Annotated in this window: 21 protein-coding genes; 9 read left to right on the top strand and 12 right to left on the bottom strand. The window is 69.9% G+C overall.

What is annotated here, in order from left to right; translation table 11 throughout:
• The first annotated feature begins 123 nt into the window (after positions 1-123).
• The gene (locus Q0Q23_RS11575; protein WP_295123586.1) at positions 124-1,047 is read left to right on the top strand and encodes a S1C family serine protease; all 924 of its coding nucleotides are present in this window, start codon (positions 124-126) and stop codon (positions 1,045-1,047) included.
• Positions 1,048-1,064: 17 nt separating this feature from the next.
• Here Q0Q23_RS11575 and Q0Q23_RS11570 read toward each other — a convergent pair whose 3' ends face one another.
• Complete coding sequence (locus tag Q0Q23_RS11570; RefSeq protein WP_295123582.1) at positions 1,065-1,523, bottom strand: SRPBCC domain-containing protein; 459 nt, start codon at positions 1,521-1,523, stop codon at positions 1,065-1,067.
• Between the two features lie 96 nt (positions 1,524-1,619).
• On the opposite strand from Q0Q23_RS11570, the gene Q0Q23_RS11565 reads away from it, so the two are divergent.
• Both Q0Q23_RS11565 and Q0Q23_RS11560 read left to right on the top strand, forming a co-directional pair.
• A complete protein-coding gene (locus Q0Q23_RS11565; RefSeq protein WP_295123577.1) occupies positions 1,620-2,435 on the top strand; it encodes a metalloregulator ArsR/SmtB family transcription factor in 816 nt (271 codons plus the stop codon).
• Positions 2,436-2,536: 101 nt separating this feature from the next.
• Positions 2,537-3,574, top strand: coding sequence for a YeiH family protein (locus Q0Q23_RS11560; RefSeq protein ID WP_295123574.1), 1,038 nt, complete (start codon positions 2,537-2,539; stop codon positions 3,572-3,574).
• A gap of 10 nt (positions 3,575-3,584) precedes the next feature.
• On the opposite strand, the gene Q0Q23_RS11555 is transcribed toward Q0Q23_RS11560, so the two are convergent.
• From Q0Q23_RS11555 to Q0Q23_RS11530, 6 genes are all read right to left on the bottom strand, one after another.
• On the bottom strand, positions 3,585-4,487 hold the full coding sequence (locus tag Q0Q23_RS11555; protein ID WP_295123570.1) for a LysR family transcriptional regulator: 903 nt from the start codon (positions 4,485-4,487) through the stop codon (positions 3,585-3,587).
• Positions 4,488-4,491: 4 nt separating this feature from the next.
• Positions 4,492-5,706 carry a HAMP domain-containing sensor histidine kinase gene (locus Q0Q23_RS11550; protein WP_295123567.1) on the bottom strand — a complete coding sequence of 405 codons (1,215 nt, stop codon included), beginning with the start codon at positions 5,704-5,706 and terminating at the stop codon, positions 4,492-4,494.
• On the bottom strand, positions 5,703-6,383 hold the full coding sequence (locus Q0Q23_RS11545) for a response regulator transcription factor (protein WP_295123564.1): 681 nt from the start codon (positions 6,381-6,383) through the stop codon (positions 5,703-5,705). Before Q0Q23_RS11545 ends, Q0Q23_RS11550 begins: the two co-directional genes overlap by 4 nt.
• 124 nt (positions 6,384-6,507) lie before the next feature.
• On the bottom strand, positions 6,508-7,260 hold the full coding sequence (locus Q0Q23_RS11540; protein ID WP_295123561.1) for an FAD:protein FMN transferase: 753 nt from the start codon (positions 7,258-7,260) through the stop codon (positions 6,508-6,510).
• On the bottom strand, positions 7,257-7,766 hold the full coding sequence (locus tag Q0Q23_RS11535) for an FMN-binding protein (protein ID WP_295123558.1): 510 nt from the start codon (positions 7,764-7,766) through the stop codon (positions 7,257-7,259). The genes Q0Q23_RS11540 and Q0Q23_RS11535 overlap by 4 nt, the downstream gene beginning before the upstream one ends.
• Positions 7,763-9,142, bottom strand: coding sequence for a ferredoxin reductase family protein (locus Q0Q23_RS11530; RefSeq protein ID WP_295123555.1), 1,380 nt, complete (start codon positions 9,140-9,142; stop codon positions 7,763-7,765). The genes Q0Q23_RS11535 and Q0Q23_RS11530 overlap by 4 nt, the downstream gene beginning before the upstream one ends.
• Positions 9,143-9,281: 139 nt before the next feature.
• On the opposite strand from Q0Q23_RS11530, the gene Q0Q23_RS11525 reads away from it, so the two are divergent.
• Positions 9,282-10,454 carry a cation:proton antiporter gene (locus Q0Q23_RS11525; RefSeq protein WP_295123550.1) on the top strand — a complete coding sequence of 391 codons (1,173 nt, stop codon included), beginning with the start codon at positions 9,282-9,284 and terminating at the stop codon, positions 10,452-10,454.
• Positions 10,455-10,529: 75 nt separating this feature from the next.
• Here the strand turns inward: Q0Q23_RS11525 and Q0Q23_RS11520 are convergent, their stop codons facing one another.
• The gene (locus tag Q0Q23_RS11520) at positions 10,530-11,000 is read right to left on the bottom strand and encodes a hypothetical protein (RefSeq protein WP_295123547.1); all 471 of its coding nucleotides are present in this window, start codon (positions 10,998-11,000) and stop codon (positions 10,530-10,532) included.
• On the opposite strand from Q0Q23_RS11520, the gene Q0Q23_RS11515 reads away from it, so the two are divergent.
• Genes Q0Q23_RS11515 through Q0Q23_RS11505 form a run of 3 tightly spaced genes read left to right on the top strand, consistent with a single transcriptional unit; the run spans position 10,999 to position 13,048 of the window.
• The gene (locus tag Q0Q23_RS11515) at positions 10,999-11,577 is read left to right on the top strand and encodes a ferric reductase-like transmembrane domain-containing protein (RefSeq protein WP_295123544.1); all 579 of its coding nucleotides are present in this window, start codon (positions 10,999-11,001) and stop codon (positions 11,575-11,577) included. The two genes, Q0Q23_RS11520 and Q0Q23_RS11515, sit on opposite strands and share 2 nt — an antisense overlap.
• Positions 11,574-12,818, top strand: coding sequence for an NADH-ubiquinone oxidoreductase-F iron-sulfur binding region domain-containing protein (locus Q0Q23_RS11510; RefSeq protein WP_295123541.1), 1,245 nt, complete (start codon positions 11,574-11,576; stop codon positions 12,816-12,818). Before Q0Q23_RS11515 ends, Q0Q23_RS11510 begins: the two co-directional genes overlap by 4 nt.
• Positions 12,710-13,048 carry a ferredoxin gene (locus Q0Q23_RS11505; protein ID WP_363316252.1) on the top strand — a complete coding sequence of 113 codons (339 nt, stop codon included), beginning with the start codon at positions 12,710-12,712 and terminating at the stop codon, positions 13,046-13,048. Before Q0Q23_RS11510 ends, Q0Q23_RS11505 begins: the two co-directional genes overlap by 109 nt.
• A gap of 928 nt (positions 13,049-13,976) precedes the next feature.
• Here Q0Q23_RS11505 and Q0Q23_RS11500 read toward each other — a convergent pair.
• Both Q0Q23_RS11500 and Q0Q23_RS11495 read right to left on the bottom strand, forming a co-directional pair.
• Entirely contained in the window at positions 13,977-14,675 is a 699-nt protein-coding gene (locus Q0Q23_RS11500) for a cytochrome b N-terminal domain-containing protein (RefSeq protein WP_295123534.1), read from the bottom strand.
• Positions 14,672-14,821 carry a hypothetical protein gene (locus tag Q0Q23_RS11495; protein WP_295123531.1) on the bottom strand — a complete coding sequence of 50 codons (150 nt, stop codon included), beginning with the start codon at positions 14,819-14,821 and terminating at the stop codon, positions 14,672-14,674. Before Q0Q23_RS11495 ends, Q0Q23_RS11500 begins: the two co-directional genes overlap by 4 nt.
• 671 nt (positions 14,822-15,492) lie before the next feature.
• Between Q0Q23_RS11495 and Q0Q23_RS11490 the strand changes: the two genes are divergently transcribed.
• A complete protein-coding gene (locus tag Q0Q23_RS11490) occupies positions 15,493-16,617 on the top strand; it encodes a hypothetical protein (RefSeq protein WP_295123528.1) in 1,125 nt (374 codons plus the stop codon).
• Between the two features lie 283 nt (positions 16,618-16,900).
• Positions 16,901-18,076, top strand: coding sequence for a protein kinase family protein (locus Q0Q23_RS11485; protein WP_295123525.1), 1,176 nt, complete (start codon positions 16,901-16,903; stop codon positions 18,074-18,076).
• A gap of 56 nt (positions 18,077-18,132) precedes the next feature.
• Here the strand turns inward: Q0Q23_RS11485 and Q0Q23_RS11480 are convergent, their stop codons facing one another.
• Together Q0Q23_RS11480 and Q0Q23_RS11475 are read right to left on the bottom strand one after the other, a co-directional pair.
• Positions 18,133-18,828, bottom strand: coding sequence for a bifunctional 2-polyprenyl-6-hydroxyphenol methylase/3-demethylubiquinol 3-O-methyltransferase UbiG (locus tag Q0Q23_RS11480; RefSeq protein WP_295123522.1), 696 nt, complete (start codon positions 18,826-18,828; stop codon positions 18,133-18,135).
• A gap of 121 nt (positions 18,829-18,949) precedes the next feature.
• Positions 18,950-19,534 (bottom strand): hypothetical protein, encoded by a 585-nt coding sequence (locus Q0Q23_RS11475; RefSeq protein WP_295123519.1) that lies wholly within the window; start codon positions 19,532-19,534, stop codon positions 18,950-18,952.
• Positions 19,535-19,709 lie beyond the last annotated feature (175 nt).

The following is a 19,709-nucleotide window of genomic DNA, read 5'->3' as shown; positions in this document are numbered from 1 at the left end:
ATGTCGCGATTCGTGCCACGAATGTGCGGATTCGTGACGAATCCTGCGGCGGTAGAGGCCGTTGCGGGTCCGCCGTCGGCGAACCCGCGCGCGCTCGCCGCGCCGGCGGCGCACACTCGTCTCATGACGGATGCGGAAGCCCTCGACGCCTACTCGGCTGTGGTGGTGAAGGTCGCGGCCGCGGTCGGACCGGCGGTCGCGTCGGTGACCGCGCGGACCTCCCGCGGGGTCGGTCTCGGCAGCGCGACGGTGGTGTCGCAGCAGGGGCACCTGCTCACCAGCGCGCACGTGGTGGAGGGCGCGAGCCGAGTCGAGCTGGCGTTCGGCGACGGCACGCGGGTCACCGCGCACGTGGCCGGGCGCGACCCGCTCTCGGACCTGGCCGTGCTGCAGGCGGACGAGCCGGTCCCCGCGCCCGTCGAGCTCGGCGACGCGGGCGCCCTCCGGGTCGGTCAGCTCGTCGTGGCGGTCGGCAACCCGCTGGGCCTCGCGGGAAGCGTGACCGCCGGCATCGTCTCGGCGCTCGGGCGTTCGCTGCCCACCCGGTCGGGCCGGGTGGTCGACGAGGTCATCCAGACCGACGCCGCCCTCAACCCCGGCAACAGCGGAGGCGCGCTTGCCGACAGCTCGGCGCGCATGATCGGCGTCAACACGGCCGTCGCCGGAACCGGCCTCGGCCTCGCCGTTCCGGTCAACGCCACCAGCAGGCAGATCGTGGACACGCTGATGCGCGAAGGCAGGGTGCGTCGCGGCTGGCTCGGCATCGCCGGAGCGGAGATCACGCTGCAGGCGGAGGTCGCGCGCAAGGCGGGCGCCCGCACCGGCATCCAGGTGATGTCGGTCGTGCCCGACAGCCCGGCCGACCTCGCGGGTGTGCGGCCCGGCGACGTCCTGATCTCCCTCGACCGCATGCGGGCCCACGCCGTGGCCGACCTCCAGCGGCTGATGATCGCGAGCACGATCGGTCGTCGCCTCGAGCTCACGGTGTGGCGCAACGGCGCGCTCGTGGATGCCGTCGTCGAGCCGACCGAGCTGGCGGACGCGTAGGGCCGCGGGCCGGCCCCTCACCCCACCAGCCGGGCCAGGTTCTCCAGCTCATTCGCCCGGCCCGCCAGGAGGCGCTCGGTCCAGACGTTGTCGTGCAGCTCCTCGACCTGCATGACGACGCGGGTGCCCTCGGTGGTCGGGTGGAGGTCGACGACGGTGAGGTGCTCGTACGGCTCGTGGTCCGGGACGAAGTCGATGACCGATCGGTAGGCGATCCGGGTGGGCTGCTCGAGCTCGGTGAAGACCTTGCGCGACTCGGTGCTGAGCGGCAGCCCGTTCTGCTCGAGGAACGCCACCTGCTCCGGGGCCTCGGCGGTCATCGTGTAGACGAGTTCGCCGCCGGGCCGCAGGTCGAGGGCGTCCACGTCGGTGCGGAAGCCGTCGGGCGCCCACCACTGCGAGATGCCGTCGGCGGTGGTCCAGAGGTCCCACACGGTCTGAGGCTGCGCGGCGACGGTGCGTTCGATGGTCTTCATGGCGTTCTCCTGTCGATGGTCGGTGCATTCGGGAGTCACCATATATTCGTCTAGACGAATGCGGCAACACCCATTATTGTGCGTAGAGGAGGCGAAGTGGACGCGCAGCAGGTCTTGGCGACGATCGGGGAGCCGACTCGGTTCCGCATCGTCGCCCTCCTGGCCGATGGCCCCCGCACCGTCGGCGAGTTGACCTCGGCGCTCGGCGCCCTGCAGCCCCAGACGACGAAGCACGTGCAGGCGCTGGAGGCCGCGGGAGTCATCCGCGTGCAGCGCCTGGGTCGACGCCGGCTCGCGAGCCTGGATCGCGAATCGCTGAGACAGCTCGGCGCCTGGTTCACCGGGCTGGCCGAGCGGACCGAGGACGACAGGGCCCTCGAGAGCTATGCCGCGGACATCGCCACCGCCGAACGTCGCGCGGGCGCCGATGGCGCGGCGGCGGTCGCCTTCACGCTCGAACGCTCCCTCCCGGCATCCGGTGACGCGGTCTGGCGCGTCTGGACCGACCCGGACCTCGCCGCCCGGTGGTGGGCGCCGCGGCACTTCGAGGTCGTGCGTGCGGCGATCGCCCCGACGGTGGGAGCGCCCGTGGAACTGGTGCTGCGCGAGGGCGACGGCGCCGAGTACGCGTCGGCGGGAACGGTTCGCGAGGTCGACCAGCCGTCGCGCCTGCTGTTCGAGCTCTCGCCGCTGGACGCGGACGGGGCCGTCGTGTTCCCCGTGCGGGTGGAGGTGCGGCTGGAGCCGGAGGCAGCAGCGCCGACCGCCACTGCGACCGCGACCATCCTGAGCGTCTCTGTGCGGGCGAGTACCACCGACCCTGCGGCGGCGCCCATGCTGGCCGGGCTCGAGCCGGGGTGGTCGCAGCAGCTGGAGCGATTGGCCGACCTGCTCACGCCGCCGCACGACTGAATCACGGTTCTCACCCGCACCGCGACGGTCACAATCATCGGTTGTATGCCCACAACCAACCGCCCGTAGACCGCGCCGCGGCCGTCCACCAGGATCGAACCATGCAGTTCGCACCCGCCCGGTCCCTCCCGTCCCGTCTCGCACTCCGCGGCGCCGAAGTCGCCCCCGGCGTCGCCGTCACGGTCGCCATCGCGGCGGTCGCCACCGTCGTCTCGCGGTTCGTTCCGGCGCTCGGCAGCGCGCTGCCGGCGCTCCTCATCGGCGTCATCGTCGGTGTCGTCCGGCGGCCGGGCGGCCGGTTCACGGCCGGGGTCGCCTACTCGGGCAAGTTCGTGCTGCAGCTGGCTGTTGTGCTCCTCGGAGTCCAGCTCTCGCTGTCGAGCATCCTCGTCGTGGGCGTGCAGTCGCTCCCGGTGATGCTGTCGACCCTCGCCGTCTGCCTGCTCGCGGCGTGGCTGGTCGGCAGGGCGCTGCGCATCCCGCGCCGGGAACGCACCCTGATCGGCGTGGGCACCGGGATCTGCGGGGCCTCCGCGATCGCCGCGGTGTCGCCCATCATCGGGGCCGCCAGCTCCGAGATCGCGTACGCGGTGTCGACGATCTTCCTCTTCAACGCGGTGGCGGTGCTCGTCTTCCCGCTCATCGGTCACGCGCTCGGGATGACGCCGCACGCGTTCGGGCTGTTCGCCGGCACCGCCGTCAACGACACGAGCTCCGTGGTGGCGGCGGCGAGCCTGTTCGCCACCTCCGCCCTCGGGTTCGCCGTCGTGGTCAAGCTGGTGCGGACGCTGATGATCATCCCGATCAGCATCACGCTCGCGGTCGCCGAGCAGCGGCGCCGCAACGCCGGAGCCCCGCTCACCGCGCGGCGGCTGGCGGGGCTGGTGCCGTGGTTCCTGGTCGGCTTCCTGGTCGTCGCGGCGGTCAACTCGGTCGTCCCGATACCCACCGGGCTGCACGACGCGCTCGTGACCGTGAGCGTCTTCCTGGTGTCCGTCGCACTCGCGGGCATCGGCCTCTCGACCGACATCGCGGCCATCCGGCGCGCCGGGTGGAGGCCGCTGCTGCTGGGCGGGGTGCTCTCGACCCTGGTCGCCGTCACGAGCCTGATCGTGCTGGCGCTCACCGGACAGCTCTGACGCCCGGCCGCTAGCTCGCGGCCCCGACGACCTCGAGCAGCTGCCGAACCGCGTCGGGCAGCTCCACGGTGCTGCGCCGCCACACCGCCGTGAGCGGGCGGATGATCCGGAGCTGCCGCACCGGCACCTTCACCAGGGTCTCTGCGGCGAGCTGTTCGCGCACGGCGAGGATGCTCAGCACGGCGGGATGGTCGCCGGCCGCCGCGGTCGCACGGATCGCGCTGGTCGACGACAGCTCCAGGGCCGGCCGCACCGGAGGGTGCCCGGCGGCGGACACCGCGCGCTCGTAGGCGAGCCGGGTGCCCGAACCGCTCTCCCGCGACACCACAGGGGTGCCGGCGAGCTCCTCGATGGAGACGCCGCGTGCGCGACGCGCCCACGGGTGCCCGCGCCCGACGACGACCACCAGCTCGTCCGACCCGATGGCGGCGTGCGCCAGGTCGGCGGGGGGTTCCGGCGTCTCGATGAACCCGATGGCGGCAGCGCCGCCGCGCACCGCGGCCGAGACCGTCTCGCTGTTGGCGGCCGTCAGCTCGATGCGCAGGTCGGGTGACTCGGCGTGCATCGCGGTGAGCCAGCGCGGCGCGAGGTTCTCGGCGATCGTCATGCTGGCGGCGATGCGGAGGCTGTCCTGCGACGACGCACGCAGCGCCAGAACGCTCGCATCGAATCGGTCGGCCGCGTCGAGCACCTCCGCCGCCCACTCGGCGACGAGCGCACCGGCCTCGGTGGGCCGGGCGCCGTGCGTGCTCCGCACCAGGAGGGGCACCCCGAGTTCGCGCTCCAGGGCCGCGAGCCGCGCTGATGCCGCCTGCTGGGTGAGACCCACGGCGCGCGCGGCCTGGGAGACGCTGCCCTGCTCGACCGCCTGCACCAGGAGCCGGAGGCTCAGGATGCTCGGCGTCGTACCCACGCACTCATTCTGCTGCCTTCGCGCGCGGCAACCGAACCATGACCTCCGCCCCGCCGCCCGCAGCGCCCGCGGCCGACACCGTCCCGCCGTGCCGGTCCACGACCTCCGCGACCAGTGCGAGCCCGAGCCCGTAGTGCCGTTCGTGGCCGTCTGTGCCGCCCGTCGTGCGGCTGGAGGCGAACCGATCGAAGGCGCGCTCCTCGTCGGCGAAGCCGGGCCCGTCGTCCGACACCGTCAGCACCACCTCGTCGCGGGAGGCCGTCACGTCGATGCCGACGCGGGCGCCCGCGTGATCGAGCGCGTTGTCGACGAGGGCGACGATCAGGCGCCGCAGCGAGACGGGAGCGCCGGTGACGACCGCGTCGTCCACCGCGCGGGTCGAGATCGTGATGCCGCGGTCGTGCGCCCGGCCCTCGGCCGAACGGGCGACCACCGCGGCGAGGGAACCGATGTCGACGCCTTCGGCCTGCGCGCTCTGACGCGGGTCCGCCGCGGTGAGGAGGTCCTCCACGATCTCGGTGAGCGCCCTGCTGTCGTCGACGATCTCGTCGAGTCCGTCGCGCACGTCTGCGTCCGACACCGTGGCGTCGCCGGAGACCAGCCGCCGGCGCAGCAGCTGGGCTCGGGTGCTCAGCAACGTGAGCGGCGTGCGCAGTTCGTGCCCGGCGTCGGCGACGAACCGGCGCTGGAGGGCGAGCGCCTCCGACATCGGCCGCATCGACCGGCGTGCGAGCAGCAGGCCGATGCCCGCCGCGGCCACCGTCGCGATCAGGCCGGAGACGACGAGGGCGACGAGCAGCCGGGCCAGCTCCTCCTGCTGCTCCCCGAGCCCGTACGAGATCTGCACGACCTTGCCGCGCCGCACGTCCGTCTGGGTCAGATACGTCTGGCCTCCCGCGACGACGGTCTCCAGCCGCGAGCCGCCGTTCTGGACGACATCCTGGAGAGCCGCCTCGTCGGGCAGCCCGGCCGGGAGGTTCGGCGAGCTGTCCCGGCCCTCGGGCGTCACGACGGTGACCAGCAGATCGCGCGGCGCGTCGTGCACCGAGTCGACCATCGAGGCGTCCCCGAGCGCACGATGGGCCGACTCGTTCTGTCCCGCGGAGACCACGAAGTAGACGACTGCGCCCAGGATCACGAACAGGGCGACGATGATCGCCGCGAACTGCACGGCCAGCCGGGTGGAGGCCGCACGCAGTTCGCGCTGGTCGCTCCTCACGGCAGGCCGCCCAAGCGGTAGCCCACGCCGCGCACGGTCTCGATCAGCGCGCGCCCGAATTTCTTGCGCAGGTGATGCACGTAGGTGTCGACCACGCCGGGGTCGTCCGCATCGGCGAACACCGAGTCGAGCAGGACGCCGCGCGAGAAGACCTGTTCGGGCCGGCGGGCGAGCAGCTCCAGCAGGCCGGCCTCCCGGTCGGAGAGCACGGTGCGCCTGCCGTCGGCGAGGGTCACCGTGCGGCTGCCGACGTCCAGCCTGCCGCCGGGGAACCGCACGATCGGCACGTTCGACGACGCTCTCCGGATCAGCGCGCGCACCCGCGCGAGCAGCTCCTCGATGTCGAACGGCTTGGCCAGATAGTCTTCGGCGCCGGCGTTGAGCCCGTCGACCCGGTCGGGCGCGGTGCCGAGCGCCGACAGGATCAGCACGGGCGTGGTCACCCCGTTGTTGCGCAGCCCGGCCAGCACGCCGAGCCCGTCGACGGCGGGGAGGCCGCGGTCGAGGACGGCGGCATCGAACGGCTCGGTGAGGCCCAGGTGCAGGGCGCGCTGCCCGTCGCGGGCGACCTCCACGTCGTAGCCGTCGGAGCGCAGCAGCGTCTCGAGCATGCCCGCCAGCCGACCGTCGTCTTCGGCCACCAGCACCCGGCGCCGCTCGTCACCCGAGTCGCTCACGCGACCGTTCCGTTCATCCGCCCGGCCCGCACGTGTTCGCAGTACGCTCGTGCCCGCAGCCCCTGATGCCCGCAGCCCCTCATGCCCACAGCATAGGCGGCGGCCGCTGGCCGCTTCGCCGCACTCACCGTTCGTCGTCCGCGCGGGCGAAGGTCAGCGCGCCGACGCCCAGCGGTGTGCCGTCGGCCGCCACCGCCAGCACCGCCCTGGCGCCGTGGCCGAGCGCCCAGCGAACGCCCTGCGGGCCCAGTGCGAACACCGCGGTCGCCAGCAGGTCGGCCGTCGTCAGGTCGTCGGCGACGACCGTCGCGCTGCGCAGGCCGGTCGCGGGGGCGTCCGTGCGGCCGTCCACGATGTGGGCGCCGCGCTCGTAGGCACCGGAGGTCGCCACGCCCGCGTCGGTCGCCTCCAGGACGGCGAGCAGCTCATCGCGGCTCTCGGGCGAGCGCACGGCGACGTTCCAAGGCCGTCGGCTGTCCGGGCTCCCGGCGACCGCCACGTCGCCGCCGGCGTTCAGGCAGAAGTCGCGCAGGCCCGCCGCCGTGAGCGCACGCGCGGCGCGGTCGGCCGCCCAGCCCTTCACGACGCCGTCGAGGTCCCAGGTGCCGTCGGGCCGGCGGACGCGGAACGCACCGCCCGACGCGTCGGCCATCGCCGAGCCGAGCGCGACGACCTCCCGGAAGTCGTCGCTCACGCCGGCCAGGTCGCCGCCGCGCGCGTTCACCCGGCTGAGCTCGCTGCCCGGCCGGTACGCGCTGAAGCGCTCGTCGGCCTCCCGCAGCGCGGCGAACGCCCGTCCCGCTGCAGCGGTGTGGTCGCCGGGGTCGCGCACGTCGATCGACATGGGGATGCCCATGACGGTCTCGAGGAACCTCATCGCTGGTCGATCGCCGACTGCAGCGACTGGATGTAGCCCTCCGAGGTGTAGGTCGCTCCCGAAACCGTGTCGATCTGGGCGGACTGCTTCGACAGCGTCTCCTGCTGCAGGATCGGCAGGGCCTGCGAGTTGATCTCGACGTCGCGGCCGCTCTCTGTGGGGTACTGCACGGTGTCGACGGAGGTGATCGTCGTGCCCGAGAACGTCACCTTGACCTGCACCGGCCCGTAGCGGGTGTCGACGGCCGCGCCGGTGACGGTCTTGGTCCCCGACGCCGCGGCGGGGGCGGACGCCGTCGCACTCGGCGACGGCCCTGCGGCGGGCGGGGCGGCCGTCGCCGGGGCGGTGGAGGTCGTCGTGCCCGACCCGGAGGTGGAGACGTGCACGGACGTCTGAGCACTGCTCGGCTGGCCGCCCGCGCCGTACAGCTTGAGACCGACGGTCGCGCCCATGGTCACGAGGATCACGGTGAACAGGATCGTCCCTCGCCACGACTTGTTGTTCACGACATGCTCAATTCTTCTCGGTGGATGAAGCGCTTGGGCATCCGCAGCTCCTTCAGCGACGACTCGACGTGCGCGGCCATGCCCTCCGGGCCGCAGATGAAGGCCTCCCAATTGTGGGCGTCCGGGATGATCCGCTTGAGGTAGCCTGGCCCGAGCGGGTCGTAGCCCAGCTCGGCGCGGCGGCCGACCAGGGGGTAGACCGTGACGCCGGGCATGGAGGTCAGCTCGTCCAGCAGCGCCAGCTGTTCGGGCCGGCTCACCCGGTACAGCACGACGGGCTTCGCCCCGCGGGCCACCAGGTCTTCTGCGAGGGCACGGATCGGTCCGATCCCGGCGCCGCCGGCGATCAGGAGGATCTTGCCGCGGCTCGCGCGATCGGCGGTGAAGTGACCGAACGGCCCCTCGGCGAAGACCAGCGTGCCCGGCCGGAGCGCGGCGAGCCGGCTCGAGTGGTCTCCGAGCGTTCCCACGGTGATCCGCAGGCGGTCGCCGGACGGCACGGCGGACACGGAGTAGGGGTGCGCGGTGCCGAGGTGCCCCCAGGCGAGGAACCGGAACAGCAGGAAGTTGCCTGCGCGGACGCCGAGCCGGTCGATGTGCGGGCCGGTGAGCCAGACGCTGTTCAGGCCGTGGCCCTCGGGCACGACCGCGGCCACGCGCATCCGGCGTTGCCAGGCGTCGACCGTCGGCAGGATGAACCGCCAGGTCAGCACCGCCGACGCGGTGCCGAGGTAGAGCGCGATCCAGATCACCCGGTTGACCGGGTACGACACGAAGTGCAGGCCCGCGCTCAGCTGGTGCAGGAACGTGAGGAAGATGGCCACGTAGGTGGTGAGGTGCAGCCAGTACCAGACCTCGTACGACAGCTTCGTGCGGATCAGGCGGGCGCTGCTCAGGCCGACCGCGAGGAACGCGATGGTGCCGACGAGCGCGGGGAGCATGTCGGGATAGGAGTGGTAGACGTTCCAGAACTCGTCCCACGGAGTCGACTTGTCGATCACCTCCGTGCCCAGCACGATGAACACGACGTGGGTGACGACGAGGAGGATCACCGACGCGCCGAGCGAGCGGTGCCAGGAGACGAGCTTGTCCAGCCCGACCGCGTTCTCGAACCACGGCACCCGGGCGATCAGCAGCACCTGATAGCAGACCAGCAGCGCTCCGACCATCCCGCTCAGCTCGCCGATGGAGGTGAGCGCGTTCGCCGGCGTGGAGGCGAAGCTCGGCGGCACGCTGAACCACCACATCGCGAGCACCACGAGCACGCTGGCGACGAGCACGAAGCGCACCGTTCGCGCACCGCGCCGGTGCCGCACGGCGGTGCCGCGGCGCGGACGACGCGCCGGTGCCGTCGTCGCGGCCCAGGTCTCTGTCATGACACCAACGATGGCGGGCGAATCTTTGTGCTTTCTTACGCAGGCTGAGAGTCGCCTAAGGAAGGCCTATGGACTCGGTGGAGCATTCGGGAGAGTGTCGCCCGCGCGAGACGGCGGGGCCGACGGCTACGGTTCCCTCATGAGTTTCGCCACGCTCGCTCTGGTGGTCGCCGTCGGCCTGCTCGGCCCGCTGGCGTCGGCGCGGGCGCGATGGCGCGTGCCCGTCGTGGTGGGCGAGCTGGTCGCAGGGCTCCTCATCGGCACCTCGGGGTTCCGGATCGTCGACCCGGGCAACGACGACTTCACGCTGCTCGCCCAGATCGGCTTCGGGCTGACGATGGTCGTGGTCGGCTCCCACGTGCCGCTGCGCGACCCGGACGTACGCGCGGCGTTCGCACGCGGCACCCTCGGCGCTGCTGCGGTGGGCGCGGCGTCGGCGGTGCTGGCCGCCCTGCTGGCGCTGGTGTCGCACTCCGGCCACGGCCTGCTGTACGGCGTCCTGCTGGCATCGTCGTCAGCGGCGCTCGTGCTGCCGATGTTGCAGTCGGTCGGTGTCGTCCGGCGCTCGGCGGCGCAGCTCGTCGCGCAGATCGCGGTGGCCGACGTCGTGTGCGTCGTCCTCCTGCCGCTCGTCGTGGAGCCGTCGCGGGCGCTCACGGCCGGGATCGGTCTTCTGGTCATCGCGGCGATCACGGTGGCGCTCGGCGTCATCCTGATCCGTTTCGTCCGCTCGGACCGGCGTCGCGAGCTGCACGTCTACTCGGAGCGGCGCAGGTTCGCGCTGGAACTGCGGGTCAGCCTCCTGGTGCTGTTCTCGTTCGCGGCCATCGCGCAGTTCGCGCACCTCTCGATCCTGATCGCCGGCTTCGCGCTCGGGCTGCTGCTGTCGGCGGTGGGGGAGCCGCACCGGCTGGCGAGACAGCTGTTCGGGATGACGGAGGGCTTCTTCGGGCCGCTCTTCTTCGTCTGGCTCGGCGCGTCGCTCGACCTGCGCGAGCTCGTCGCGCATCCGGCGATGATCCTGGTGGGTCTCGCCCTGGGTGTCGGCGCCGTGCTGGCGCACCTGGTCTCGCGCGTCTCCGGGCTGCCGTGGGCGCAGGCGGTGGCCTCGGCGGGGCAGCTCGGCGTGCCGGTGGCGGCCGTCACCCTCGGCCTCCAGACGCACACTCTCGCGCCGGGCGAGGGCGGCGCGATCCTGCTCGGGGCGCTGGTCAGCGTCGCGACCTCCGCCGTCTCGGTCGCCGCCGTCGCGCGGCATGAGCGACCGCGCGCCGGAGGCGGCGACAGCGCTGCGGAGCCCGCCCGCCCCTGAGCCAACGGATAGGAGATCGTCAGCCGCTACCCACCTCGCGTAAGAATCCGCCAAGAAAACGCCGGGAGGGTGGACCTATCGACAACGGATGGGAGGACGGCGGGTGAGCTGGACACGAGGCAAGCGGATCGTCGGTGTACTGACCGGAGTGATCGGAGTCGCGAGCGTCACAGCGGCGGGGGCGGTCTCCGCCGTCCTGTTCGCGACGACGCCGACCAAGCACACGGCCGCGGCGCCCGCCGTGCAGACGGGCCGGCCCGCGGCGCCCGCGCCCTCCGCCCCGTCCTCATCGCCGACCACGGCACCGTCCTCCTCGCCGACGACGGCGCCGGCGGCTCCGGCCGCTCCGGCACCCGCCGCTCCGGCACCCGCCGCGCCCGCAACCGTCGCCCCAGCTCCCGCCGCCCCGGCACCTGTGCCGGCTGCACCCGCTCCAGCTCCCGCCCCCGCGCCGGTGCAGCCGAGCCAGGGCGGCGGGTCCAGCGGAACCTCGTCAGGGTCCTGATGAGCACCGACCGACCGATACGAGACGGGAGACGAGACCATGAATGAGCTGCTCTGGGCGTTCGGCCGGGCCTCCGGGTTCATCGCGCTCGCGCTCTTCACGGTGGCCCTGCTGCTGGGGATCGTCACGCGCTCCGGACGCCCGCTGCCCGGGATGCCGCGATTCTCGGTCTCGCTCATCCACCGCAACGTGTCGTTGCTGGCGAGCGTCTTCCTCGTGCTCCACGTGGGGACGCTGCTGTTCGACACGTACGCCAAGCTCTCGCTGCTCGACATCGTGGTGCCGTTCGCCGGTTCGTTCAAGCCGTTCTGGCAAGGTCTCGGCACCGTCGCGTTCGACCTGGTCGTCGCGATCGTGGTCACCGGGCTGCTGCGCAGGCGGATCGGTCAGCGCGCCTTCCGCTTCGTGCACTGGTTCACCTACGCCATGTGGCCGATCGCCGTCGTGCACGCCATCGGCAACGGCACGAACGGCACCAGCCGCTGGTTCCTCCTGCTCACCGCAGCCTCCGCCGTACTCGTGGCCGCCGCCGTGATCTGGCGGCTCTCCGCGCGCTTCGTGGAGCACTCGCACACGCGGCGCATCGCCGCCGGATACACCGACAGGGATGACACATGACGATGACGACGGAACCGCCGAGCTCGCGCACTCCGGGGCGAGCCGTCGACGCGGGTAGGCTCTTCGCCGCGGGCGCTCACGCCGGCCTCGACGCCCACCTCCGCGCGTACGGCGAGCTTCCGCGCCGGAGCCCCGATGCGATGCTCGCCGAGCTGGAGGCCTCGGGGCTCGCCGGCCGCGGTGGCGCCGCCTTCCCGGTGTGGCGCAAGCTCGCCGCCGCGAAAGAGGCGGCCGGCTCCCGCCGGGGCCGGGCGCCGATCCTGATCGCCAACGGCACGGAGGGCGAGCCGCTGAGCTCGAAAGACGCCGTGCTGCTGCGCAACGCACCGCACCTGGTCATCGACGGCCTGCTGACGGCCGCGCGGAGCATCGCCGCGCGCAACGTGCTCATCGTCGCCGAGGGCGACGCACTCCGCGCCGTCGAGCGTGCGGTCGCGGAGCGCACCGACGCGCGCGGGATCGAAGTGGTCGAGGGGGCCGAGGGCTTCGTGTCGGGGGAGGCGAGCGCCCTGGTCAACATGATCGAGAACGACGACCCGCGCCCGGTGGACCGCACGAGGAGGATGACGGCTTCCGGGCTGCGCGGCCGTCCGACGGTCGTCCAGAACGTCGAGACGCTCGCCCACCTGGCGCTGGTCGCCCGGCACGGCGCGGCCTGGTTCCGCGCGGTCGGCGATCCGGTCGATCCCGGCACGCGGCTCGTCACGGTCACCGGCGACGTCCCGCGCGGAGGTGTCTACGAGATCCGCACCGACGCCACCCTGCGCGAGACGCTGGGCGCGCTGCGTCCCGACTTCGGCGCCATCTCGGCGGCCCTGGTCGGCGGCTATCACGGCGCCTGGGTGCCAGAGAGTGCCTTCGACCTGCCGCTGACCGCGCTCGACCTGGCCCCGTTCGACGCGTCGCCGGGCGCCGGCATCATCCACGTGCTGGGCGCCCATCGTTGCGGGCTGTGGGCGACGGCGCGCATCGTCGAATACCTCGCCGGGCAGAGCGCAGGACAGTGCGGCCCGTGCATGTTCGGTCTGCCCACGATGGCAGAGCGATTCGACGCCATCGCGTCCGGCGAGGCCGTGACCGAGAACGCGGCGGACCTCCTGCGCGTCGCCGGCCTGGTCGTGGGGCGCGGCTCGTGCCACCACCCCGACGGCACCGCTCGGCTGGTGCGGAGCGCGCTCACGGTGTTCGAGCGCGATGTGCGCTCGCACGCGCAGCGACGCTGCGTCCGGAGGGCGAGCTGAGCGTGGCCGAGTTCGCCCTCCACATCGACTGGACGCGCTGCGACGGCCGCGGGCTGTGCGCCGAGATCCTGCACCACGCCCTCACCCGCGACGACTGGGGTTACCCCGTCTCGCTCCGCGGGGAGGAGGGGTCGCGCTCGAACGTGCCGCTCGGCGCGGGAGAACTGGCCGCGGCGGACGACGCCGTCGCACTCTGTCCCGTGCTGGCGCTCAAGCGGGTCGCCTTGTAGTAGTCGCGCCAGATGACCCGGTGCAACGGGATCCAGCGCGGGATGGTGCGCAGCCCCGGAATGAACGGCAGCAGGGCGAGAAGCAGTGTCAGCACGCCCATGATCAGCACGACGACGAGGTCGGCGTTCGGCAGCGAGGCGAACGGCTCGATCTGGTAGAAGAACGAGAAGAGCCACAGCCAGGCCTGGCCCGGCGTGTTCCCCGTCTCGTTCATCATCCCCCACTGGCCCCCGGTGAGGTGCTGCTGCGCCGCGAGGTTCTGGAAGTACTGCCCGTCGCCGAGGAACAGGATGGCGGGTGTGCGGCTCAGCTGGTAGAAGCCGTTCTGGCTTGCGAGCGCGCCATCGAGGGCGCCGCTTCGTGCCATCGCGCTGAGGGATGCGACGATCGCGGGAACGGGACCGTAGGCCACCGCTGGGCGGGGGAGGGACGTGCCTGTGTCGGCCGCGAGCGCCTTGGCGTACGCGTCGGTCCAGCGCGCCTGCTGCGCCGCGGATGCTGCGTTCCACCGGGCGACGGCCGGCGGCACCGTCGGCAAGGTCTGGAGGGGCCCGAGCACGAAGGCCTTCGCCGTGTCGATCGGGAGCCGGACGCCCGAGAGGCTCTGCAGGTCGATCGGGCCGAGCGTCTGGGTGGCTCCGGGGGTGTCGTTGTACGGGGGCCCGTACTGGGCGGTGTCGCTCGTGCCGGCGAGCTCGGCGGTCGCCGTGGAGGCGAAGTCCACCGGGTCGCTCGTCGACCAGGAGGCGAACGTCACCGGCGGCTCGTCGGGCGAGCCGAAGACCGCTGCGAGCCCGAGGGTGAGCGCGGCGACCACGATGAAGCCGATCGTGACCTCTTTGAACAGGTCGTAGTCGCGCACCCTCCCGTGCCACGGCCGGCCGGCGACGTCGTCACGGCGTCTCCACGTCATGCTCGGTGCGCGGCTCATCGCGACCCCTCCGACTCGTTGCCTGCGTGGAGTACCTGGTCGTCCTCCTCGGTCGCGTCGATCGGCGGCACCACGCCGTGCACGCGCACCAGCAGCACGTGCAGCACGACGACCGCGCCGACCCCGATCGGGAGCAGCACGATGTGCCAGGCGAACATCTGGCCGAGGTCGGCGACGTCGAACCAGGCGCCGATGCCGACCGCGTTGAGGGCGTCCTTGCCTTCGAAGGCGATCCACTGCGAGTCGAAGTTGGTCTGCAGCAGGTACCCCGTGAACGCCGCCGCGATCGAGACGGCGAAGGCGATCACGCCGGTGATCCAGGTGAGCACGCGACCTCCGCGCCAGGCGGCCATCCAGTATTTGCCCCAGAGGTGCACGACCATCAGCAGGAAGAACAGCTCGACGCTCCACAGGTGCACGCTGTTCGTGAAGTGTCCGAGGCCGGAGGTGTGGTACCACGCCGGTCCGTTCAGGCTGAGCACCAGCCCGGACAGGATCACGACGCCCAGTGCGGCGAGGGAGGCCATGCCGAACACGTAGATCCACGACGACACGTAACTGGGCTGGTCCTGCGGCAGCAGCTTCTCGGGCGGCAACCGTCGCAGGAGCCAGCGCCGGGCCCGTCCCGTCCAGGTGTAGACCTCTTCCTGCGTTTCCGCGGCGGTCTGCTGCGCCTGCCGCTCCGGGGCGCTCATCGCCGGCGCCTCGCCTTCGGGAACGGGAGCAGCAGGGCCAGCACGAACAGCAGGAGCATGACCCCGATGACGATCAGGTTGCCCAGCTGGATGGTGAAAGCTCCCCAGCCGAGATAGATGCCCGGTGCGCTTGCGACGACTTCCACGGTGACCTCCTCGTGCGCTTCATCGTGCGCCCGGCGCAGGGCGGCGAGCGGGCCGAAGGTCCCGCGGGGACGGTCGGGCAGGCATGAGCGGTCGGCGCTCGAGCGCCGACGTCCTGTGGGCGTCGCGGTCGTTCGTCGTCACCCCTATCGATGCCGGGGCTCCTTCCCGCGGAGGCGGCCCTTCGCCGTGGCGACGGCCCATTCCGTCACCTGTACGCGTCGGGATCAGGTCGGACTCGAACTCGGCGGACCATCCCGGGCACGTTCAAGAGCAGCCGATCGGGGTCGCTCGGGCCAGGTGCGTTGCATTGCGCCGTGAGATCGTGCGCGTTGATGGCGACGCGCGCGTAAGCGATGAGCGTGTTCTGGACAGTAGCGTTGAGGGCACCGTCATCGGGCATTTTTACGGACGGGTCTTACGGGAATCGCCCGTGTGCGGGAATTCGCGATCCGTCGAGGTGGGGATGGGCTGCGGGGGCGTTGCGTTGATCGACCGGCATGCGGACAATATCGGTCGCTCGACCAACCCAGTGCGGCATGGCACGGCAAACTCAAACATCCTGGACGTCGAACGAGATTGACCAGTTTCCGTGAACGCCCGCTCCGCGCGCCTCGGCTGCACCGGTGCGAGGGCCCTGCCATTCTGTCCAATGACCAACAGAGGGGATGTCATGAGCAATACGGCGCGGGCCCTGATCGCGGTCGTTCAAGCAGGCAATGAAGGTGCCGGCGCTTCAGGTAGTTCCGGTGGCCCGGGAAGCAACTTCGATCCCACCGCATGGATCGCGCTCATTCTGTCGATTATCGGCATCTTGGTGACGGTCGTTCTCCGGTACCTCGATGGCCCACGCGTGCGGGTGCGCGTTCGACCTGTCCTGTTCAATGTCGGGCCCGGCCATACGGTCACCTATCACGGCGGACAGTGGCCGATTCCCACCGCGAGCGAGGGAGGGTCGCTGAAGAAGCCCGATCCGGGCGAGGTGATCGAGCTCGCGGAAATCCTCATCGAAAATACTGGTCGAAACCCGGCGACCGTCTACGAGGTTGGGTTCCGGTGGCTGGGCAAGAAGAGGAAGGGCCAATGGTGGCGGCGGCGAGTCCACCATTCAAGCGTCCCGACCCCAATCCGTCCACCGAATCAAGAGGGACCGTTCTACGCCGATGGCGACCAGTTTCGGTTGGAGCCCAGCGATGTTGTATCTGTTCTAGCGAACTACTGGGACCTCGTCCGCTCGCAGCGACCGAACCCAAAGGGGCGCATCGAACTCCGCGCGGCCGTGCGAGTTGCCGGGCGGCACCGACTCAAGCTGTCCCCCCGAAAGTCGCGATGGCGCATCCCGGACGATGCCGTCACCTCGGTCGGCAAGAGCAAGAAGATTCCCCTGCGAGCCGTCATCACAAAGTCCATCGGGCTATCGCTCTTGTACTCCAAGAGCAAATCACTCGGGGATATCTACTTCCTCTCGCGCTCGCTTGAGGCGGCACTTGAAGGCAAGTGGTCTGACGACTGGAAGTCAAACCACGAACGCCTTCGCCACTTCCAGAAGGACTCGAACGTGCACTTCGTTGTCTACGACCAGGACCTAATCGCGACGTCCACGCTTATGTTCTCGCTGCAGCGCGCTGTTGACGATTACAAGGACGTTATCGACTGGACTGACATCGCCCAGCCGGGCGTCCACAAAATGTTCTCCGCAGAGTCGCGCGCGGAGGAGGCGGCGAAATTGACCGCCGTCGAAGCAGGAACACCCGTGTCGACCTCGGACGGGCTGGCGGAGCCTGTTGACGAGAGTTGAAACCCGGCGTTCTCTACAACGTCCGATTGGCGTTCGAATGAGGAGGGACCAACGCGCAGCGGGATTGCCGGAAGCATCGGCGGATTCCTCGGATTCGCGGCCGCAGGCCCCTGTTTCTCGGAACCCCACTCTCGGCATCACGACGATGGGCGTCGTGGCGCCGGCGACGAAAGCCCATACATGACCCAGCATTCGCGTCGCACCGCGCGTGTTTGGGCGTCGAGTGTCCGGCGGCTCGTCGTAGCCTGAGGACATCCCACCCCCTGCGGAAGGCGGTTCGCGCGTGGCAAGCCCCTCAGCGTTCGCGCTGGCTGATCTAAAGGAGAAGTATGCGAGCCAGGCGGCATCGCCAGCGTTCGCTCGGATCTATGACGATCCCGAGTTCGGCCACATGTTCGCCGTGCTCCACCAGCGCCTGAACCGGCACTTCGACGAGATCAACGGCCGTGCGAAGACAACGAAGCACTACTGGGCTGAGAACAGCCGCGAGATGCTCGGACTGATCGAAGAGATCAACCAGGACCTCCACGACCTAGGGCGAGCCGGGGTCCAGGCGCAGCTAGTTGATTCCTACCAGGCGGCGATCGAGCGGTGCGAACCGTGGCTTGCCCCGAGCGGCGGTAGCGCGGTGCCCAACGACTTCGAGCTAATCGACGTGATCAAGTACGAGCCGGTGTTCACGCGGCCGGCCGCCTCTGCGAAGCTGAAGAAGCAACAGACACCGGTCGAATTGAAGATGATCGGCGAAGGCTCCTACGCCACCGTGCACTCCTATGTCGATCCCGACTACGGAATCAAGTTCGCAGTCAAGCGCGCAAGGCGCGGAATCGACGAGCGCGACCTCATTCGCTTCAAGCAAGAGTTCGAGGTGATGAAAGCTCTGAGCTTCCCGTACGTCGTGCAGGTATACAAGTACGACGACGAGCAGAACGAGTATCGCATGGAGTTCTGCGACGAGACGCTGCGCTCGTTCATCTCGAAGCGCAACGGCAAGCTGCTGTTCGCGTCTCGGAAGCGGATCGCATTGCAGTTCCTCTACGGGCTCAACTACCTCCACACGAAGGGCTACTTGCACCGCGACATCAGCCTGCAGAACGTGCTGCTGAAGGTTTTCGATGACGGGGCCGTTTTGGTCAAGCTCAGCGACTTCGGGCTCGTGAAGGACAAGACGTCAGAGTTCACCCGCACTCAGACCGAGATGCGAGGAACCATCCGCGACCCGCTCCTCGACAATTTCAAGAACTACGACGTCGCCAACGAGATGTACTCGATCGGCTGGGTTCTCTCCTACATCTTCACCGGGAAGGAGTCGTTGAGCTCGGTCGGCGACGAAGTGAGCCGGATCGTCCAGAAGTGCGCCGCCCACGATTTGTCGACGCGCTACCCGAACGTCCTGGAACTGATTGCCGACGTTGAGCGCCTCGAAGCGACGCCGACTGCGTCACAGCCTCCTGCATAGCGGCATCTGCGCACCGGCGACCGGCGACCTCGCGCGCGTCGCCGCAAAGGGATCGCTCAACGTGCTGCCGGGCTTTCCCAGACAGCCGTGTAGCGCCAGAACAATGAACGTCGAATCTTCACACCCGGGAGTACCGCCTGTGCGGCCTCGCGGATCTGCTCGAATGTCTCGAGCGGCTCTGCGGTGGGGGCAGTCATGTTCTCCGGGGTTGCCCGTACGCGACGCGGATGACGAAATACCCCGACTACGGCGTTGAGGAATGCCGATGTCAGTGACCACGGCTGATCTGCGGCGGTTTCTTTGGCCAGGCCAACGATGACGAGCCGGCCACCCGGTCGCAACACCGACCGAGCCGCATGAAGCGCCTGTTCAAGAGGCAAGTGGTGGAGCACAGCGACGAACGTCACGAGGTCGTACTGCGGCTGGCCGAGAGGCTCCAAATCGTATAGCTCTTCGCGCATTTCGGCGTTCCGAATTCTGGCGGTGTTGGCTCTCGCTTTTGCGGCCGTCGCGCCGTCTGGTTCGATGCCCGTAACCTCGTCTAGAACCGCGGCGAGGATGCGTAGAAGGTTGCCCGTTCCGCAACCGACATCGAGAGCGGCGGAGCCTCCGCGGCGACGGATCCGGTGCGCATGCCACAGGACCCAGGGTGCGTACGCATCGTTGTGGGACCAAGGATGCCGGTCGCTGAAGCGCCCCAGTGCCGAAAGAACCCCCAGTATCACGCTGCCCACATCGCCCAGCGTATCCACGACGCTCGCTCCCGTCCCGCGTCCGCAAGCGGATCGGCTATCGGGCGCTCTAATCCGCCGACTTGCTTGTGCGCGCGGGGGCGATCTGGACGAAAGCGAGCCGTTGGTTGAGCCGTCTAGTTCATCCAGGAGGGGTCTTGCCCATGATCGTGTCTAAGTATGGCTGGGTTAGACCAGTCGGTTCGGCTAAGCCGTTGGAACTCATAAAAGCACGCCAAGCCTCCCACGCGGCACGAGCCACTGCGAGAGCATCGACAACCGTCTGGCTCGACTGAGGATCGTCACGAAGGCGGTAGGCAATCGTCACGAAGTGTCCACCGCTTTCCGAATCACCGTCCGCCCAGATGTAGGCGACTCGCGCGTTGCTATTCCGATTGAAATGCTTCCAAGTGTTGGCGTAGTCGCGGCAGAGTTGGAGTTCGGGGCTGTTCGCCACCGTCATCGCAACCTGCTCCCGCAATGAAAGTTGGTGGGTGAAGGCTTCGCCGAGGTGATAACCGTCGATCATGAAGCTATTTGTAATCGCCCATAGGTCGGTGTTCGACTCGATTGGAGCGCCGCTATAGATCTCTTGGAGACGGGCCAAGTACTTCGTCACTAGCAGCCAGCGACTCTCCCAAGTCCACCCGCCGGTGTGCTGAACCGTCGCCCGTGCGGTCAGTACGCCCACGCCTTCGAGGCTTGCAGAACCGGGATGTTCATTCACGAGGGGAGTCTTACACAGCCGAGCGCGATGAGCGAGGACAACGGTTCGGCGGCTCCCGCACCTTCCGTGTCCACAGAGGGATCCCCTATCGGGGTGTCCGAGTGAGGATCGGGTAGCGGGCTGTCGCGCGTCAGACTTAGTGGCAGGGGTTGTTAGTTGCTGAGGCAACGCCCCT

This window comes from uncultured Leifsonia sp. (genome assembly GCF_945957465.1).
GTDB lineage: Bacteria > Actinomycetota > Actinomycetes > Actinomycetales > Microbacteriaceae > Leifsonia.
Note: the sequence above shows the minus strand (reverse complement) of the source record. Positions and strands in the feature narration are given on the sequence as shown.